At 71.4% G+C, this 15,168-nt stretch carries 17 protein-coding genes; 7 read left to right on the top strand and 10 right to left on the bottom strand.

Features of this window, described 5'->3' with window-relative positions:
* Positions 1-138: 138 nt before the first annotated feature.
* Both ACLLJJ_RS07870 and ACLLJJ_RS07865 read right to left on the bottom strand, forming a co-directional pair.
* A complete protein-coding gene (locus ACLLJJ_RS07870; protein ID WP_434588553.1) occupies positions 139-324 on the bottom strand; it encodes a hypothetical protein in 186 nt (61 codons plus the stop codon).
* Between the two features lie 75 nt (positions 325-399).
* Entirely contained in the window at positions 400-597 is a 198-nt protein-coding gene (locus tag ACLLJJ_RS07865) for a hypothetical protein (RefSeq protein WP_434588552.1), read from the bottom strand.
* A 205-nt stretch (positions 598-802) separates the two neighbouring features.
* Between ACLLJJ_RS07865 and ACLLJJ_RS07860 the strand changes: the two genes are divergently transcribed.
* Complete coding sequence (locus tag ACLLJJ_RS07860) at positions 803-1,519, top strand: VWA domain-containing protein (protein ID WP_434588551.1); 717 nt, start codon at positions 803-805, stop codon at positions 1,517-1,519.
* On the top strand, positions 1,516-2,085 hold the full coding sequence (locus ACLLJJ_RS07855; RefSeq protein WP_434588550.1) for a HutD/Ves family protein: 570 nt from the start codon (positions 1,516-1,518) through the stop codon (positions 2,083-2,085). Before ACLLJJ_RS07860 ends, ACLLJJ_RS07855 begins: the two co-directional genes overlap by 4 nt.
* Before the next feature lie 21 nt (positions 2,086-2,106).
* On the opposite strand, the gene ACLLJJ_RS07850 is transcribed toward ACLLJJ_RS07855, so the two are convergent.
* From ACLLJJ_RS07850 to ACLLJJ_RS07840, 3 genes are all read right to left on the bottom strand, one after another.
* Entirely contained in the window at positions 2,107-3,621 is a 1,515-nt protein-coding gene (locus tag ACLLJJ_RS07850) for an FAD-dependent oxidoreductase (protein WP_434588549.1), read from the bottom strand.
* A 121-nt stretch (positions 3,622-3,742) separates the two neighbouring features.
* On the bottom strand, positions 3,743-4,729 hold the full coding sequence (locus tag ACLLJJ_RS07845) for an acyl-CoA dehydrogenase family protein (protein WP_434588548.1): 987 nt from the start codon (positions 4,727-4,729) through the stop codon (positions 3,743-3,745).
* Entirely contained in the window at positions 4,729-5,895 is a 1,167-nt protein-coding gene (locus ACLLJJ_RS07840; protein WP_434588547.1) for an acyl-CoA dehydrogenase family protein, read from the bottom strand. The genes ACLLJJ_RS07845 and ACLLJJ_RS07840 overlap by 1 nt, the downstream gene beginning before the upstream one ends.
* A gap of 44 nt (positions 5,896-5,939) precedes the next feature.
* Between ACLLJJ_RS07840 and ACLLJJ_RS07835 the strand changes: the two genes are divergently transcribed.
* From ACLLJJ_RS07835 to ACLLJJ_RS07815, 5 genes are all read left to right on the top strand, one after another.
* Positions 5,940-6,761, top strand: coding sequence for an SDR family oxidoreductase (locus tag ACLLJJ_RS07835; protein WP_434588546.1), 822 nt, complete (start codon positions 5,940-5,942; stop codon positions 6,759-6,761).
* Between the two features lie 33 nt (positions 6,762-6,794).
* Positions 6,795-7,406 carry a TetR/AcrR family transcriptional regulator gene (locus tag ACLLJJ_RS07830; protein ID WP_434588545.1) on the top strand — a complete coding sequence of 204 codons (612 nt, stop codon included), beginning with the start codon at positions 6,795-6,797 and terminating at the stop codon, positions 7,404-7,406.
* Positions 7,407-7,427: 21 nt separating this feature from the next.
* Entirely contained in the window at positions 7,428-8,585 is a 1,158-nt protein-coding gene (locus tag ACLLJJ_RS07825; RefSeq protein ID WP_434588544.1) for an acetyl-CoA C-acetyltransferase, read from the top strand.
* A 198-nt stretch (positions 8,586-8,783) separates the two neighbouring features.
* A complete protein-coding gene (locus ACLLJJ_RS07820; RefSeq protein WP_015607926.1) occupies positions 8,784-8,987 on the top strand; it encodes a cold-shock protein in 204 nt (67 codons plus the stop codon).
* 88 nt (positions 8,988-9,075) lie between these two features.
* The gene (locus tag ACLLJJ_RS07815) at positions 9,076-10,716 is read left to right on the top strand and encodes a DEAD/DEAH box helicase (protein ID WP_434588543.1); all 1,641 of its coding nucleotides are present in this window, start codon (positions 9,076-9,078) and stop codon (positions 10,714-10,716) included.
* 20 nt (positions 10,717-10,736) lie between these two features.
* On the opposite strand, the gene ACLLJJ_RS07810 is transcribed toward ACLLJJ_RS07815, so the two are convergent.
* Genes ACLLJJ_RS07810 through ACLLJJ_RS07790 form a run of 5 tightly spaced genes read right to left on the bottom strand, consistent with a single transcriptional unit; the run spans position 10,737 to position 15,150 of the window.
* Positions 10,737-11,642: a tyrosine-protein phosphatase gene (locus ACLLJJ_RS07810; protein ID WP_434588542.1), complete on the bottom strand. Its 906-nt coding sequence runs from the start codon at positions 11,640-11,642 to the stop codon at positions 10,737-10,739.
* 28 nt (positions 11,643-11,670) lie between these two features.
* On the bottom strand, positions 11,671-12,738 hold the full coding sequence (locus tag ACLLJJ_RS07805) for an NAD(P)H-dependent flavin oxidoreductase (RefSeq protein ID WP_434588541.1): 1,068 nt from the start codon (positions 12,736-12,738) through the stop codon (positions 11,671-11,673).
* On the bottom strand, positions 12,738-13,511 hold the full coding sequence (locus ACLLJJ_RS07800; protein WP_434588540.1) for a CoA-transferase subunit beta: 774 nt from the start codon (positions 13,509-13,511) through the stop codon (positions 12,738-12,740). The genes ACLLJJ_RS07805 and ACLLJJ_RS07800 overlap by 1 nt, the downstream gene beginning before the upstream one ends.
* Complete coding sequence (locus ACLLJJ_RS07795; protein WP_434588539.1) at positions 13,508-14,365, bottom strand: CoA transferase subunit A; 858 nt, start codon at positions 14,363-14,365, stop codon at positions 13,508-13,510. The genes ACLLJJ_RS07800 and ACLLJJ_RS07795 overlap by 4 nt, the downstream gene beginning before the upstream one ends.
* Positions 14,362-15,150: an enoyl-CoA hydratase family protein gene (locus ACLLJJ_RS07790; RefSeq protein ID WP_434588538.1), complete on the bottom strand. Its 789-nt coding sequence runs from the start codon at positions 15,148-15,150 to the stop codon at positions 14,362-14,364. The genes ACLLJJ_RS07795 and ACLLJJ_RS07790 overlap by 4 nt, the downstream gene beginning before the upstream one ends.
* Positions 15,151-15,168 lie beyond the last annotated feature (18 nt).

Below are 15,168 nucleotides of genomic sequence, written 5' to 3'. Positions count from 1 at the left end.
CCGGCTCACCACAACGTCCCGTACAACGGCGTACGGAACTAGGGGGGGGGCATCCCCCTCTAGCCGCGGCGCCTGCCATTCCCCGACCGGAATACGGCAGGCGCCGCGGCGCGTTCCGGTGCGGTCGGCGGCGCTCGGTCAGCCCTTGCCCGTAGGGGGCGCGAGCCAGGTGACCACGATCACCGCCGCCACGCACAACATGCCGAGCAGGGCCAGCCATCTCGCCCACTCCACCAGCCGCCATACCCGCCGGGTGCGGTCGGTTTCGTACCGCAGGATCTGTGGTGCCTCCAGGACCAGGGTCTCGCCCGGCCGGCCGTGCACCGCGGAGACGCCGAACCAGGACGCCGCGATGAGCGTGAGAAAACCGGCGGTGAGGAGGGCGACGACGGCCCAGCGTTAGCTGTGCGGCAGCTTGCTCAGATTCTCCTGGCCCTTGAGGACGAAGACGACCGTGAGCAGACCGGTCAGGGACGTAGGGAAGTTCCGGTAACCCTCGGCCTGTTGACGGGCCGTCTGGAGTCGCTGGTGCGGATCGCCCATGTCCTGGGCCCTGCGCAGCGCGCGCCGAAGATGATCCTGGTCGAAGGGGGGCACTGGGGGAGCCCGGTCGGCGGCAGCAGGGCCGGGCCGGCTGCTCCTGGCTACGACAGGCAGCCGGCCCCGGACGCGGTATCAGTCGCAGCCGCGCCGCAGTCGCGAGCAATTGGTCGTCGCTGTGGGTCGGCGTCGGTGGGGTCGTGTCACGTAACCTCGTGACCTCCCGCACACCGCACTCCCACCTACCCGACGGAGTCCCCGTATGGCCATCAGCCTCCAGAAGGTGGAGGAGACGGCGCCCGCGCTCGTCAGCCTCTTCAAGAGCGCGGGCGTTTCGCTCAAGAAGCACGGGCTGAAGGGGCAGCGCGCGGCGGTCTATCTGGTGCTCGACTACTCCGGCTCCATGCGCGAGTACTACAAGGACGGCACGGTCCAGGCCCTCGCCGATCAGGTCCTCGGCCTCTCCGCGCACCTCGACGACGACGGCATCGTGCCTGTCATCTTCTTCTCGACCGAGGTCGACGCCGTGGCCGACATCGCGTTGGAGAACCACCGGGGCCGGGTCGATGCCATCGTGGCCGGGCTCGGGCACATGGGGAAGACCAGTTACCACCTGGCCATGGACGAGGTGATCGACCACTACCTCGACAGCGGGGCGCAGGACCCCGCCCTCGTCATCTTCCAGACCGACGGCGGGCCGATCAACAAGGTCGCCGCGGAACGGTATCTGTGCAAGTCGGCGAAGCTGCCGATCTTCTGGCAGTTCATCGGCTTCGGCAATACCCGCAGTTCGCAGTTCGACTTCCTCCACAAGCTCGACGAGCTCCCCGTCCCGGCGAAGCGGCCGGTCGACAACGCGGGCTTCTTCCACGCGGGGCTCGACCCGCGCAAGGTCCCCAACTCCGTCCTGTACGACCAGTTGGTGCGGGAGTTCCCCGACTGGCTGAAGGCCGCCCGTGCGCTGGGCATCGTCCGATGACGGACCTGCGCGTGCTGAAGGCCGCCGACCGGCCCGCGGTCCCCTGGAAGAATGGCGGCGGCGTCACCCGTGCGATCGCGGCCTGGCCCGAGGGCTCCGGGATCGACGACTTCGCCTGGCGCGTGAGCCTCGCGGACGTCTCCGCCGACGGGCCGTTCTCCGCCTTCCCCGGCGTCGACCGGACCCTCACCGTGGTCGAGGGCGCGGGCATGGACCTCACCGTCGGCGGCCGGCGACACCTCGTCGACGTACGCGACACGCCCCACCGCTTCCCCGGCGACGTACCCACCGACGGCCGCCTCATCGACGGGCCCGTCGTGAACCTGAACGTCATGCACCGCAGAGCCCGAGGGGGCATCGCCGTGCTCGTCTCCGTCGTGCGCGGCGGCTTGCCGCTGCTGGTCCCCGCCGGCAGCACGGTCCTGGTCGTCGCCCTCGACGCTCCGGCGCGCCTGGTGAGCGAGCGGGTCACCCTCGACCGCCACGATGTCGCCGTGGCGACCGGATGGCCCGGCGTCCTGGAGACCGAGGGCCGCGCCGCGGTCATTACGATCCGCTGTCCGTGACGACCGACAACCGCGCCGGAGTCATGACGATCCGCTGTCCGTGACTCCGGCGTCGGTGTGCCGCGGTCCGGTCCACTCGGTGAGCGCGGACCGGATCGCCCCGGGATCCGCCGCGTCCGCCGCCCAGGCGACGTAACCGTCCGGGCGGACGAGGAGCGTGGTGCGCCGGTCGCTCGTCCACCGCGTCACGACGAGCCGGTCCTCCCGGCCGCTTGCCGGCTCGTCCGCCGGCCCTCCCTCACCCCCGGGGGTGATGAGCACGAACTTGCCCGCACGCAGCACCTCGTGGAGCCGGCCGTCCCTGAGCCCGACATCCGGGACGCGCTTGCCGGTGAGCCGGTGGGCGCCGCGCGGAGCGCCGTAGGCATAGCCGATGCCGGTGATCTGTCCGAGAGTCTGACGGCCCACCGGCCGCACCCGCCCGACGAGCAGGCTCAGCGCCGAACGGAGCGCGCGCTGGGCCGGGTTGTGCGCCATCGCCAGCCGTACGATCGCGCCACTGCTGCGCAGCACCGCCTTTCCGACCGGGTGCCGTTCGCTGTGGTAGGTGTCCAACAGCCCCTCCGGAGCCCACCCGTTCACCACGGCGGCCAGCTTCCAGCCGAGGTTGGCGGCGTCCTGAATGCCGGTGTTCATGCCCTGGCCGCCCGCGGGGGAGTGGGTGTGCGCGGCGTCCCCCGCGAGCAGCGCCCGGCCCACCCGATAGCTGGGCACCTGGCGCTCGTCGCTGTGGAAGCGCGACAGCCAACGGGCGTCGTGCATCCCGAAGTCGCTGCCGAAGGCGCGCGCGACGATCGAGCGCAGCTCTTCGAAATCGGTGGGCGCACTGTCGGGCACGTCGCCGGAGGTGCGGTCCCAGCCGCCCACCCGCCAGTAGCCGTCCCCGAACGGGATGACGAAACCGAAGGCGTCGCCCACCCCCCTGACCGCGACGGACCGGCTCGGCTCCTGCTCCAGCAGTACGTCGGCCATGACGATCGACTTGATGACGGAGTGGCCGGGGAACGGCAGGCCCAGCGCCTGCCGCACGGCGCTGCGGACCCCGTCGGCCCCCACCACGTACGCACCGTGCAGCGTGTCGGTCGAGTCGTCCTCGTGCCTGACCGTCACCTCCACACCCGCTTCGTCCTGCGCGACGCCGGTCACCTCGGCCCCGTACAGAAAGGTGACGCCGTTTTTCTCGGCCCGCCGCAACAGCAGCCTCTCGACCTCGTACTGAGGGGTGATCAGCAGGTACGGGTAGCGCGAGGGCAGCTCGGACAGGTCGAGGGAGAGGCGGTTGAAGGGCCGCATTCGCGTGAGGGGCCGACCGGTCTCGATGAGCTCGTCGGCGAGGCCCCGGGCGTCGAGCTGCTCCAGGGTGCGGGCGTGTACGCCGAAGGCGCGGGTCAGATTGCTGATGCCGCAGGGGCGCCGCTCGACCAGGGTGACCGGGACGCCCGCCGCGGCGAGGTCGCCGGCCAGCAGCAGTCCGGTGGGGCCCGCTCCGACGACGATGATGTCGCGGACGGTGCGCCGAGATGTGGTGCCGTTCATGACGACCTCCTGCTGCCAACACGAGCCGGTCAACGCTTGTTGGCCAATGTAGGACCGGCGCCGCGATGAAGTCAACGCGTGTTGGCCTACGCGTGTTGGTGTGCGGGACGAGCTGCGCCTCTCAATCGGCCAGCACCCGCCTCCGGCACTCCGAGGGCGTGCCCCACGCGTCCCTCAGTGGGCGTGCCTTTCGCAGCCACAGGGAGAGGTCCAGCTCCTGGGTGTACCCGATCGCGCCGTGCAGTTGGAGCGCGGCGCGGGCCGTGGCGTACGCCGCCTCACCCGCAGCCACCTTCGCCGCCGCGACATGCGCCCCCGCCCGGGGCGAGCCGGCTCCGAGGGCGAGCGCCGCCCCGTGCAGCAGCGGGCGGGCGAATTCGAGGCCGATCAGTATGTCGGCCAGCCGGTGCTTCACGGCCTGGAAGGAGCCGATCGGTGCGCCGAACTGTGTGCGCTGCTTGACGTACGCCACCGTCCGCGCCAGCAGCGCCTCGCCCACCCCCAGCGACTGGGCCGCCGTCAGGAAAGCGGCCCAGTCGGTGGCGCGCGCCGCCGCCTCGCGCACGGCCGGCCCGCGCGCCAGCAACTCGCCGTCGTTGGGCGGCCGGAACAGGCGCCGCGCTGGATCGGCGGACGCCCGCGGCGGGCCCGGGGCTGCGGCCAGCCGCAGTTCGTCGCCCCGGACGAGGAAGACCGCGTCGGCGGAGTCGGCGTCCAGCGCGTACGCCCCGACGCCCAAGGAGGCGACGCGCCGTCCGGACGCCAGCGAGGACAGCCACTCCTTGGCGGGGGCGAATCCCGCATCGCCCAGCGCGCCAAGAAGCGCCGCCGCCGCGGCCGTCTCGACCACCGGCCCGGGTACCGCGTGGCGCCCCAAAGCGGTGTAGGCAAGGGCCAGTTCGACCGGCAGCGGGCCCACGCCTTCGTACGCGTCAGGCACCGCCAGCGCGAACACCCCCGCGTCGGCCAACCGCGACCAGAGTGCCAGGCCGGGACCGCTGTCCCCGTCCGCCCAGGCCCGCACGGCGGCGGGCGTGTCCGCGGCCGACAGCATCGCCTCCAGCGAGCGCGCGAACTCCCGTTGCTCGTCGGTGAGGAGGAGGCGCATCAGCGGCGGCCCTTCGGGAGGCCAAGCAGGCGCTCGGCGATGATGTCGCGCTGGATCTCGTTCGTACCGGCGTAGATGGGGCCCGCGAGCGAGAAGAGATACCCCTCGGCCCACTCGCCTTCGGCCAACTCCGCGTCGGGGCCCAGCAGATCGAGCGCCGCCTCGTGCAGGGCGATGTCGTAGTCGGACCAGAAGACCTTGTTCAGGCTCGACTCCGCGCCGATGGTGGCGCCCGCGGCGAAGCGCGACGCGTTGGTGTAGGTGAAGAGCTGGTAGGCGCGGGCGCCGATCACCGCGTCCGCGACCCGGTCGCGCAGCGCCGTGTCCGCCGGGTCCCCGTGCGTACGCCACAACGCGGCCAGCCGGTCGGCGGCGGCGAGGAAACGGCCGGGGGAGCGCAGGGTCAGCCCCCGCTCGTTGCCGGCCGTCGACATGGCGACCTTCCAGCCCTGCCCCGGCTCCCCGACGACATCCGCGTCCGGCACGAAGACCCGGTCGAGGAAGAGCTCGGCGAACGCGGGCTTCCCGTCGAGACGCCCGATGGGCCGCACGGTGACGCCCGGCGCCGACAGGTCGAACATCAGGTACGTCAGGCCCTGGTGCGGCTTGGGTGTGCCCTGTTCGGTGCGGAAGATGCCGAAGGCTCGGTCGGCGAAGGCGGCCCGCGACGACCAGGTCTTCTGGCCGGACAGCAGCCAGCCGCCCTCGGTGCGTTCACCGGACGACCGCAGGGACGCGAGGTCCGAGCCCGCCTCCGGCTCCGACCACGCCTGCGCCCAGATGACCTCACCGCTCGCCATCGACGGCAGCACCCGGGCGCGCTGTTCGTCGTTCGCGTGGTCGAAGAGGGTGGGCGCGAGGAGGTTGATGCCGTTCTGGGAGACTCGGCCCGGCGCGCCCGCCGCGAAGTACTCCTCCTCGAAGATCAGCCACTTGAAGATGTCGGCGCCCCGGCCGCCGTACTCCTCGGGCCAGGAGACGACCGACCAGCGGTCTTCGGCCAGTCGTGCCTCCCACGTCCGGTGCGCCGCGAACCCCTCCTCGGTCTCCAGTGACCTCAGTGGCTCGGCGGGCACATGTGCGGTGAGCCAGGCCCGCGCCTCGGCCCGGAAGGCGTCCTCGTCCGGGGTGAAGTCCAGGTCCGTGCGCAGGCCGTCGTCAGACATCCTCATCCTTCCCTAACAAGTGTTTGGTAGGTTAACGTACGGCCATGAGCAGCGTCGAGGAGCCGAGCGCACCCGGATACCTGCCGGACGCACCCCAGTACGTACCGGGGCACGGTCTGCTCCGGGGCCGCAGCGCCGTCATCACGGCGGCGGCCGGGGCCGGGATCGGCGGCGCGACCGCCCGCAGATTCCTGGAGGAGGGCGCGCGGATCGTCATCGGCGACGCGCACGCGCGGCGGCTGAAGGAGAGCGAGGCGGCGCTCGCGGAGGAGTTCGGGCCGGACGCCGTCACCTCGATCCCGTGCGACGTCACGGACGAGGCTCAGGTCCAGGCGCTCTTCGAAGCGGCCGTGGCGCGACACGGCGGGCTCGACATCGTCGTCAACAACGCGGGCCTGGGCGGCACTTGCACCCTGGTCGAGATGACCGACGAGCAGTGGTCGAAGGTCCTCGACGTGACGCTGAACGGGACGTTCCGCTGTACCCGGGCGGCGTTGCGGCTGCTCAGGGACGCGGATCGCGGCGGAGTGATCGTCAACAACGCCTCCGTCGTCGGCTGGCGCGCCCAGGCGGGCCAGGCCCACTACGCCGCAGCGAAGGCCGGCGTGATGGCGCTGACCAGGTGCGCGGCGGTCGAGGGCGCCGAGTACCGCGTCCGGGTGAACGCCGTGGCCCCCAGCCTCGCCATGCATCCCCACCTGGTGAAGGTCACCACCCCCGAACTCCTCGAAGAGCTGACGGCCCGCGAGGCCTTCGGCCGGTACGCCGAGCCCTGGGAGGTCGCCAACGTCATCGTCTTCCTCGCCAGCGGCTACTCCTCCTACATGACGGGCGAAACGGTGTCCGTCAGCAGCCAACGTGCCTAGGACCGGTGCGGCCCCCGGCCTGACAATGGACGGGTGCCTACCAAGAAGAAGCCCCAGGTGACCGCATCGCCCGAGCGGCGCCGCGAACTGCTCGACACCGCCGCCGAGGTGTTCGCCGCCCAGGGCTACAACGCCACCACCGTCCGGAAGATCGCCGACGAGGCGGGCATGCTCGCCGGCAGCCTCTACTACCACTTCGATTCCAAGGAATCGATGCTCGACGAGATCCTGTCGACCTTCCTCACCGAGCTCTGGGACGGGTACGACACCGTGCTCGCCGCCGGCCTCGGCCCCAGGGAGACCATCGAGGCCCTGGTCACCGAGTCCTTCCGCGAGATCGACCGGCACCGCGCCGCGGTCGCCATCTACCAGAAGGAATCCAGGCACCTGGCCTCGCAGCCCCGCTTCCACTACCTCACCGACTCGCAGCAGAAATTCGAGAAGGCGTGGCTCGGAACGCTGGAGCGCGGCGTCGCCGCCCAGGTCTTCCGCGACGACCTCGACGTCCGCCTCACGTACCGCTTCGTGCGCGACACCGTGTGGGTCGCCGCGTCCTGGTACCGCCCCGGTGGACAGCACAGCCCCGAGGAGATCGCCCGCCAGTACCTGTCGATGGTCCTGGACGGAATCGCCCTGCGTACGTAACCCACCCAAGGAGCAGCAGCCATGGCCGAGGCCTACATCGTCGAAGCGGTACGCACCCCGGTCGGCCGGCGCAAGGGCGGCCTGTCGGCCGTCCACCCGGCCGACCTGGGGGCCCACGTCCTCAAGGCCCTGGTGCGGCGCTCCGCCGTCGACCCGGCCGCCGTCGAGGACGTGATCTTCGGCTGCCTGGACACCGTGGGCCCACAGGCGGGCGACATCGCGCGTACGGCGTGGCTGGCGGCCGGGCTGCCCGAGGAGGTGCCCGGCGTGACGATCGACCGGCAGTGCGGCTCCTCGCAGCAGGCCGTGCACTTCGCCGCGCAGGCGGTGCTGTCCGGCACCCAGGACCTGGTCGTCGCGGGCGGCGTACAGAACATGAGCCAGATCCCCATCGCCTTCGCCTCCCGCCTGGCCGCCGAACCACTGGGCCTGACCGAGGGCCCGTACGCCGGCTCCGCGGGCTGGCGGGCACGCTACGGCGACCGGCCCGTCAACCAGTTCCACGGCGCCGAACTCATCGCCCGCAAGTGGGGCATCTCCCGCCTCGACATGGAGGAGTTCGCGCTCCGCTCGCACCAACGGGCGCTGCGCGCGATCGACGAGGGCCGCTTCGAGCGGGAGACCGTCGCGCACGGCGACGTAACGGTGGACGAGGGGCCGCGCCGCGACACCACGCTGGAGAAGATGGCTGGACTGGGGCCCGTCGTGGCGGGCGGCACCATCACCGCGGCCTGCTCCTCGCAGGTCTCCGACGGCGCCGCGGCGATGCTCATCGCGTCCGAGCGGGCCGTCGCCGAACACGGGCTGACGCCGCGCGCCCGCATCCACCACCTGTCGGTGCGCGCCGAGGACCCGATCCGCATGCTGTCCGCGCCCATCCCGGCGACGGCGTACGCCCTGAAGAAGACCGGGATGTCGATCACCGACATCGACCTGGTCGAGATCAACGAGGCGTTCGCGCCGGTGGTTCTCGCCTGGTTGAAGGAGACCGGCGCCGACCCCGAGCGGGTCAACGTCAACGGTGGCGCCATCGCGCTCGGCCACCCGCTCGGCGCGACCGGTGTGAAGCTCATGACGACGCTCCTGCACGAACTGGAGCGCACGGGCGCGCGGTTCGGGCTGCAGACGATGTGCGAGGGCGGCGGACAGGCGAACGTCACGATCATCGAGCGTCTGTAGAGCTGGCGCTCCGGCGTCGTCGTGCTAAGCTGGGCGAGTTGCAGTTTTGGTACCCATAAACATTATGTGCGCCTGACGGGAATGCTTCCATCAGGCGCATTTTGTTTTCCGGTTCTCCGGATGGGGCTAATTGCGGCGACGTGGAATCCGTACAGTGCGGATTTCCGGATCTGCCCCAGTTTTTTATAGGAGAATGACATGGCTACTGGAACCGTGAAGTGGTTCAACTCGGAAAAGGGCTTCGGCTTCATTGAGCAGGACGGCGGCGGCGCCGACGTCTTCGCCCACTACTCGAACATTGCCACCCAGGGCTTCCGTGAGCTCCAGGAGGGCCAGAAGGTCTCCTTCGACGTCACGCAGGGCCAGAAGGGCCCGCAGGCGGAGAACATCGTCCCGGCCTAATCGCCCGGACGCGTTACCTCCTGGCCGGGGCCCGCACCGTGAAGGTGCGGGCCCCGGCTTGTGCTGTCCCCAGGAAGGCAATTCCCGAATGACTCGCTCCGAACGCCCGGCCGCCGCTCGCTCAGCCCGTCCCGCTCGCAATCGTCCCTCGAAGGCCCAGGGCAAGGCCCCCGCGAAGGGTCCCGCCCGTCGGTCCACCCCCCTTCAGGGTGAATTCGCGATGCCGGAGACCATTACCCCGGCGCTGCCGGCCGTCGAGCAGTTCGCAGACCTCGACATGCCCGCAGCCCTGCTCAAGACCCTGGCGGCACTGGGTGTGACCGAGCCCTTCCCCATCCAGGGCGCGACCCTGCCGAACGCGATCGCGGGCCGCGACATCCTCGGCCGCGGGCGCACCGGATCCGGGAAGACCCTTGCCTTCGGCCTCGCGCTGCTGGCCCGCCTCGCGGGACAGCGCGCCGAGCCGCGTACGCCGCTCGCGCTGGTCCTGGTGCCCACCCGGGAGCTGGCGCAGCAGGTCACCGACGCCCTGACGCCGTACGCGACCGCCGTGAACCTGCGAACCGCCACGGTCGTCGGCGGCATGTCGATCACCCGGCAGTCGACCGCGCTGCGCCGCGGCACCGAGGTGCTCGTGGCCACCCCCGGCCGCCTCAAGGACCTCATCGAGCGCGGCGACTGCGACCTGACCCAGGTCTCGATCACCGTCCTCGACGAGGCCGACCAGATGGCCGACATGGGCTTCCTTCCGCAGGTCACAGGACTGCTCAAGCAGGTTCGGCCGGACGGGCAGCGGATGCTGTTCTCGGCGACCCTGGACCGGAACGTCGACCGGCTCGTGAAGATGTTCCTGAGCGATCCGGTGGTGCACTCCGTCGACCCGTCCGCGGGCGCGGTGACCACGATGGAGCACCACGTGCTGTACGTCGCGGACGAGACCGACAAGAAGGCCGTGGCCACCCGCATCGCGGCCCGCGAGGGCCGGGTGATCCTCTTCGTGGACACCAAGCGCGCGGCGGATCGTTTCGCCAAGCGCCTGCTGGCCAGTGGTGTACCGGCGGCGGCGCTGCACGGCGGCCGTTCGCAGCCGCAGCGCAACCGGACCCTCGACCAGTTCAAGACCGGCCAGGTCACCGCGCTGGTCGCGACCAATGTGGCGGCCCGCGGCATCCACATCGACGACCTCGACCTGGTCGTCAACGTGGACCCGCCCACCGACCACAAGGACTACCTGCACCGCGGCGGCCGTACCGCCCGCGCCGGTGAGTCCGGCAGCGTGGTCACGCTGGTGCTGCCCGACGAGAAGCGGGAGATGACCAAGCTGATGTCCGACGCCGGCATCAGCCCGCAGACCGCCAGGGTCAAGTCCAGCGACGAGGAGCTGGCCCGCATCACCGGTGCGCGCGAGCCCTCCGGCGTGGCCATCATCGTCGAGGTCCCGCAGCAGCAGCAGGCGCAGCCCAAGCGCAAGCCGCAGGGCGGCGGCCGTGCGAGCGGCGGCAACCGTACGGCAGGCGGCCGTGGCGGTCAGGCCGGCGGCGGTCGTGGTCAGGGCGAGCGCGCCCCGGCCGGCGGCCGTGGTGGGCAGACCGCGGGCCGTGGCGGCCAGGGTGAGCAGGGCGGCGGCGGACGGGCGCCCCAGGGCGAGCGTGCCCCGGGCAGCCGGAGTCGTGGCCGTCGTGGCCGCCCGGGGACGGGCGCGCAGGGGGGCAGCCGCGCCGCGGCGTAGTGCTTCAGCCGTAGCTCTTCTCAGCGCAGCAGCCGGGCCTGGAGTTTCGCGATCGTGCGGAAGTCCAGGCCCAGGCCTTTGCCCAGGTACTGGTGCAGGCCGCCGTAGTCCGCGGCGACCCGGTCGAGAGCGCTGCGCAGGTAGTCCGTGCGTACCTCCTGGAGCGGAATCAGCAGATCCGGGTTCTGCATCAGCCCGGACTGCTTGAGGCCGTCGCGGAGCTTCGCGTCGTACGCCGCGCGGTAGGTGTTGGACGCGAGGTAGTCCTGCTCGGCCGTCAGGGACGGGACGCCGAGCGCGAGCAGCAGCAGGTAACTCGTCCAGCCCGTGCGGTCCTTGCCCGCCGTGCAGTGGTACAGCAGCGGGGCGCCCCGGCTGCCCTCGGCGATGTCGCGCAGGGTCGCCCCGAACCGGGCCCGGTTCTCCGGGCTCGTGACGAACGTCCGGTAGACCTCCCGCATGAACGCCGCGGCCCGGCCGCCGCCGAGCATCTCCTCCTGCTTGACCGGGTCCTTGGAGCCGATGACGGTCAGCAGCTGGGTGAACAGCCCGTTGTCCGTGACCGGGCGCGACACGGGGACGAGACCGGCCGGGAGCCGGTCCGCGCCGTCGAACTGCACCTCGACCGGGACCCGGTAGTCGACGACCTTCTTCAGGCCGAGCCGGGAGAGCGTGACGACGTCCGCGCGGTAGACCTGCCCGTGACGGACCGTGTCCCCGCCGTACGTGCGATAGCCGCCCACGTCACGGACGTTGACCGCGCCCTCCAGGGGGACCCGGCGGATCTCGTCGCCGCGGAGGCTCTGCTGGGCGGCGGGGGCCGGTCCTGCGGTCGGCGTCCCGGCGAGCGCCGGGGCGGGCAGCGTCCCGAGGGCGAGAGCGGCCAGGGCCGCTCCGGTCGCCAGGCTCATTCGGGCACGGCTCATCTGGACCACTCCTGTGAGGGAGAAGGAATCACCCTGCTGTCGGCAGGGTGCGGAGCGCCTGGAATCGTTCGAGCGTTTCGTTCGCTTCCGCCATGACACGTGCCACCAGCTCGGCGCAGGACGGCAGATCGTCGATCACTCCCGCGACCTGGCCGGACGCCATCACACCGAGATCGGTGCGGCCGTCGACCATGGACGCCTTGAGCAGCATCGGAGTGTTGGCGGCCAGCAGGACCTGACTCCAGTTGAGGTCCCTGCCGTGCTTCATGGCCAGGCCGTCCCGGACCATCGCGGTCCAGCTCAGCCCGGAGATCCTCTTGAAACCGGCGGCGCGGCGCACGGCCTGGGCCAACGCCCGGGTGCGGCCCGCCCGTTCCAGCGAGTCGATGAGATCGGTGCGGAGCATGCGGTGCGGGAGGCCGTCGACGGCCGTGGTGACCGTGACCTCCTTGACGCCCGCCGCGAGGTACTTGGCCTTCACGGCGTCGGGGACCGTGGATTCCGAGGTGAGCAGGAAGCGGGTGCCCATGCCGATGCCCGCGGCGCCGTACGCGAGTGCGGCGACCAGGCCGCGGCCGTCGCAGAAGCCGCCCGCGGCGATCACCGGGATGTCGACCGCGTCGACAACCTGCGGGAGCAGCACGGTCGTTGCCACCTCGCCGGTGTGTCCGCCGCCCTCCCCGCCCTGGACCATCACGGCGTCCGCCCCCCAGGCCGCGACCTTCTCGGCATGCCGGCGCGCGCCGATGGACGGGATGACGACGACCCCCGCGTCCTTGAGCTCCGCGATCAGGTCCCTGGACGGCGCGAGTGCGAAGGAGGCCACCTTCACGCCCTCGTCGATGACGATGCGTACCCGCTCACGCGCGTCGCCCGCGTCGGCGCGCAGATTGACGCCGAAGGGCGCGTTCGTACGGGACTTGACCTCACGCACCGCGTGCAGGAGCCGGTCGGTGGTCATGGTCGCGGAGGCGAGGATGCCCAGCGCCCCCGCGTCGGCGGCGGCCGACACCAGGCGCGGGCCCGCGACCCAGCCCATGCCGGTCTGGACGATGGGGTACCTGACGCCGGTGAGCCGGGTGAGCGCGGTCTCCATCAGGCCCTGACCTCCCGGTCGCGCAGGCCCTCGGGGTCGATGACCTCGCGGATCAGCCGCAGTTCGGCGGGGGTGGGTTCGCGCGTGAAGGGCGCGTCGTCGGGGACGTCGAGGTCGAAACCGGTCGCCTCGCGGACCTGTCCGGCGGTGACCCCCGGATGCAGCGACGCGAGGCGCATCGAGTGGTCGGGGGTTTCGAAGTCGAAGACGCCCAGGTCGCTGACGACGCGGGGGATGCGGTGATAGCGGGTGGCACTCGGCCCCGCGGCGGCGGCGTTGTCGTAGCCGACGCCGCACACCATGTCGACCTGCGCGACGAACACCCGGGGGGAGTGCCTGGGCACCCAGTAACTCGTCGGATTGTTCAGGGTGTTGACGGGCGCGCCGCGCACGCCGAGGAGCTGTCGGGCCGGCCGGGCCCAGTCGCCGATGCAGGAGATGTTCTGGTTGCCGAAGCGGTCGACCTGGCCGGCGCCCATCATGACGTGGCGCCGGCCGCCGGTGACCATGGCGAGATGCAGGCGGTACGGGAGCCAGCCCTCCGGTGCCCCGTCCAGGTCGACGAGCAGAGCTTCGCCGTCGGTGAGCAGGAGGTCGGGGGAGAAGGTGCGCTTGGCGAGCCGCGCTCCGATGCCGGGGACGGTGCCCATGGGGCTCGCCAGTACCTCGCCGTTGTCGCGCCAGGCCTCCGCGCAGGCGATCACGCAGTACTCGGCGCGGGAGACCGTGGCCGTGCCGGTATCCCTGCCCGAGGTGGTCGGTGCTGTACTCACTGCTGCTCCTCGTGCCAGGCCTGCACGGCCGACTGGTAGGCCTTCTCGTCGCCGGACAGGAAGCGTGCGGCGAACTCGGGCCAGGGGGTGCTCGCGTACAGCTTCTGGAAGGCCTCGTCGCGGCCGTAGTCGGGGGCGCACGAAGTGAAGTGCGCGCCGTTCGGTGTCTCGCATACGCCGGTGACCGCGTGCCGCTTGAGGAGGAGGGTCTGCGGGGCCGCGTCCTTGGTGAGCTCGGCGGTGTCGACCAGTTGCTCGCAGGAGACGTACGCCGTGTCGGCCGCCTCGCAGAAGAGGTCGTCGAAGTACGGGTCGGGGCCCAGGTACTGGCCGTTGCCGAACCGGTCGGCGCGGTTCATGTGGACCAGGGCGGCGTCCATCCGCAGGGCGGGTGCGGCGACGAACTCCTCGCCGTCCTCGTAGGGCGAAGTGACCTTACGGAGCTGGGGGTTGACCCGCATCACGTCGGAGCCGAGTGCGGCGCGGACCGGCAGGAACGGCAGCCGGTTCGCGGCGGCGTGCAGCCCCCACATGAACATCGCCTCGTCGATCTCGGTGAGTTCGAAGGCGGCGTTCTGACGGGCGGCGCGGTAGTGCGGTTCGAGGGTGATCGAGTCGAGGGTGACGAACGCGGTGACCAGCCTGCGGATCCTTCCGGCGGCGGCCAGCAGGCCGACGTCGGGGCCGCCGTACGAGATCACCGTGAGATCGGTGATCTCGGACCGGAGCAGTGCCCGGACCAGGGCCATCGGCTTGCGGCGCGAGCCCCAGCCGCCGATGCCGATGGTCATGCCGCTGCGGAGGCGGGACGCGACCTCATCGGCGGGAAGCGTCTTGTCGGTCTGGCCGCTCATGCCGGGTTCTCCTTGTCGTGCCTGCGGACGGTGTCGTCGGCGTCGCCGTCCTTGCCGAAGGTGTCGCGGACGCGGTCGGCGAGGCCGCTGAGGTTGGCCTCGAAGGTGAAGCCCTGTTCGAAGCGGTAGCTGCGGCGTACGTCCACCGGGTCGATGCCGTTGATGGCGGCCTTGGCCAGCCGGATGAGCGAGCCGTCCTTCCGCGCGATCTCGCGCGCCAGGTCCAGGGCCGCTTCGCGCAGTTGGGCGCGCGGTACGACCTGCCAGACCGAGCCGTGCCGGTGCAGTTCCTGCGCGCTCACGGTGCGCGAGGTGTAGTACAGGGTGCGCATCAGATGCTGGGGGACGAGGCGGGCGAGGTGGGTGGCGGCCCCGAGCGCGCCCCGGTCCAGCTCGGGCAGTCCGAACGTGGCGTCGTCGGAGGCGACGATCGCGTCCGCGTTGCCGACCAGCCCGATGCCGCCGCCCAGGCAGAAGCCGTTGACGGCCGCGACGACGGGCACCTCGCACTCGTAGACGGCGGCGAAGGCCTCGGCGCAGCCGTGATTGGCGCCGATGAGGGCACTGCGGCCGGGGTCGCGCCGCATCTCCTTGATGTCGACGCCCGCGTTGAAGCCCCGGCCGTCGGCGGCGAGTACGACGCAGCGGATCTCCGGGTCGCGGCCCGCCGTGCGGACCGCGTCGGCGAGGTCGTACCAGCCCTGTACGGGCAGCGCGTTGACGGGCGGGAAGTCGGCGGTGACGACGCGGATGCCCTTGTCGGGGCTTGAGGTGGAGACACCCATGAGTGGATCAGCTACCTT

The organism is Streptomyces sp. A5-4, from assembly GCF_051131715.1.
Taxonomy (GTDB): Bacteria; Actinomycetota; Actinomycetes; order Streptomycetales; family Streptomycetaceae; genus Streptomyces.
The sequence above is the reverse complement of the archived record's forward strand: the minus strand, read 5'-3'. Positions and strand labels throughout refer to the sequence as shown.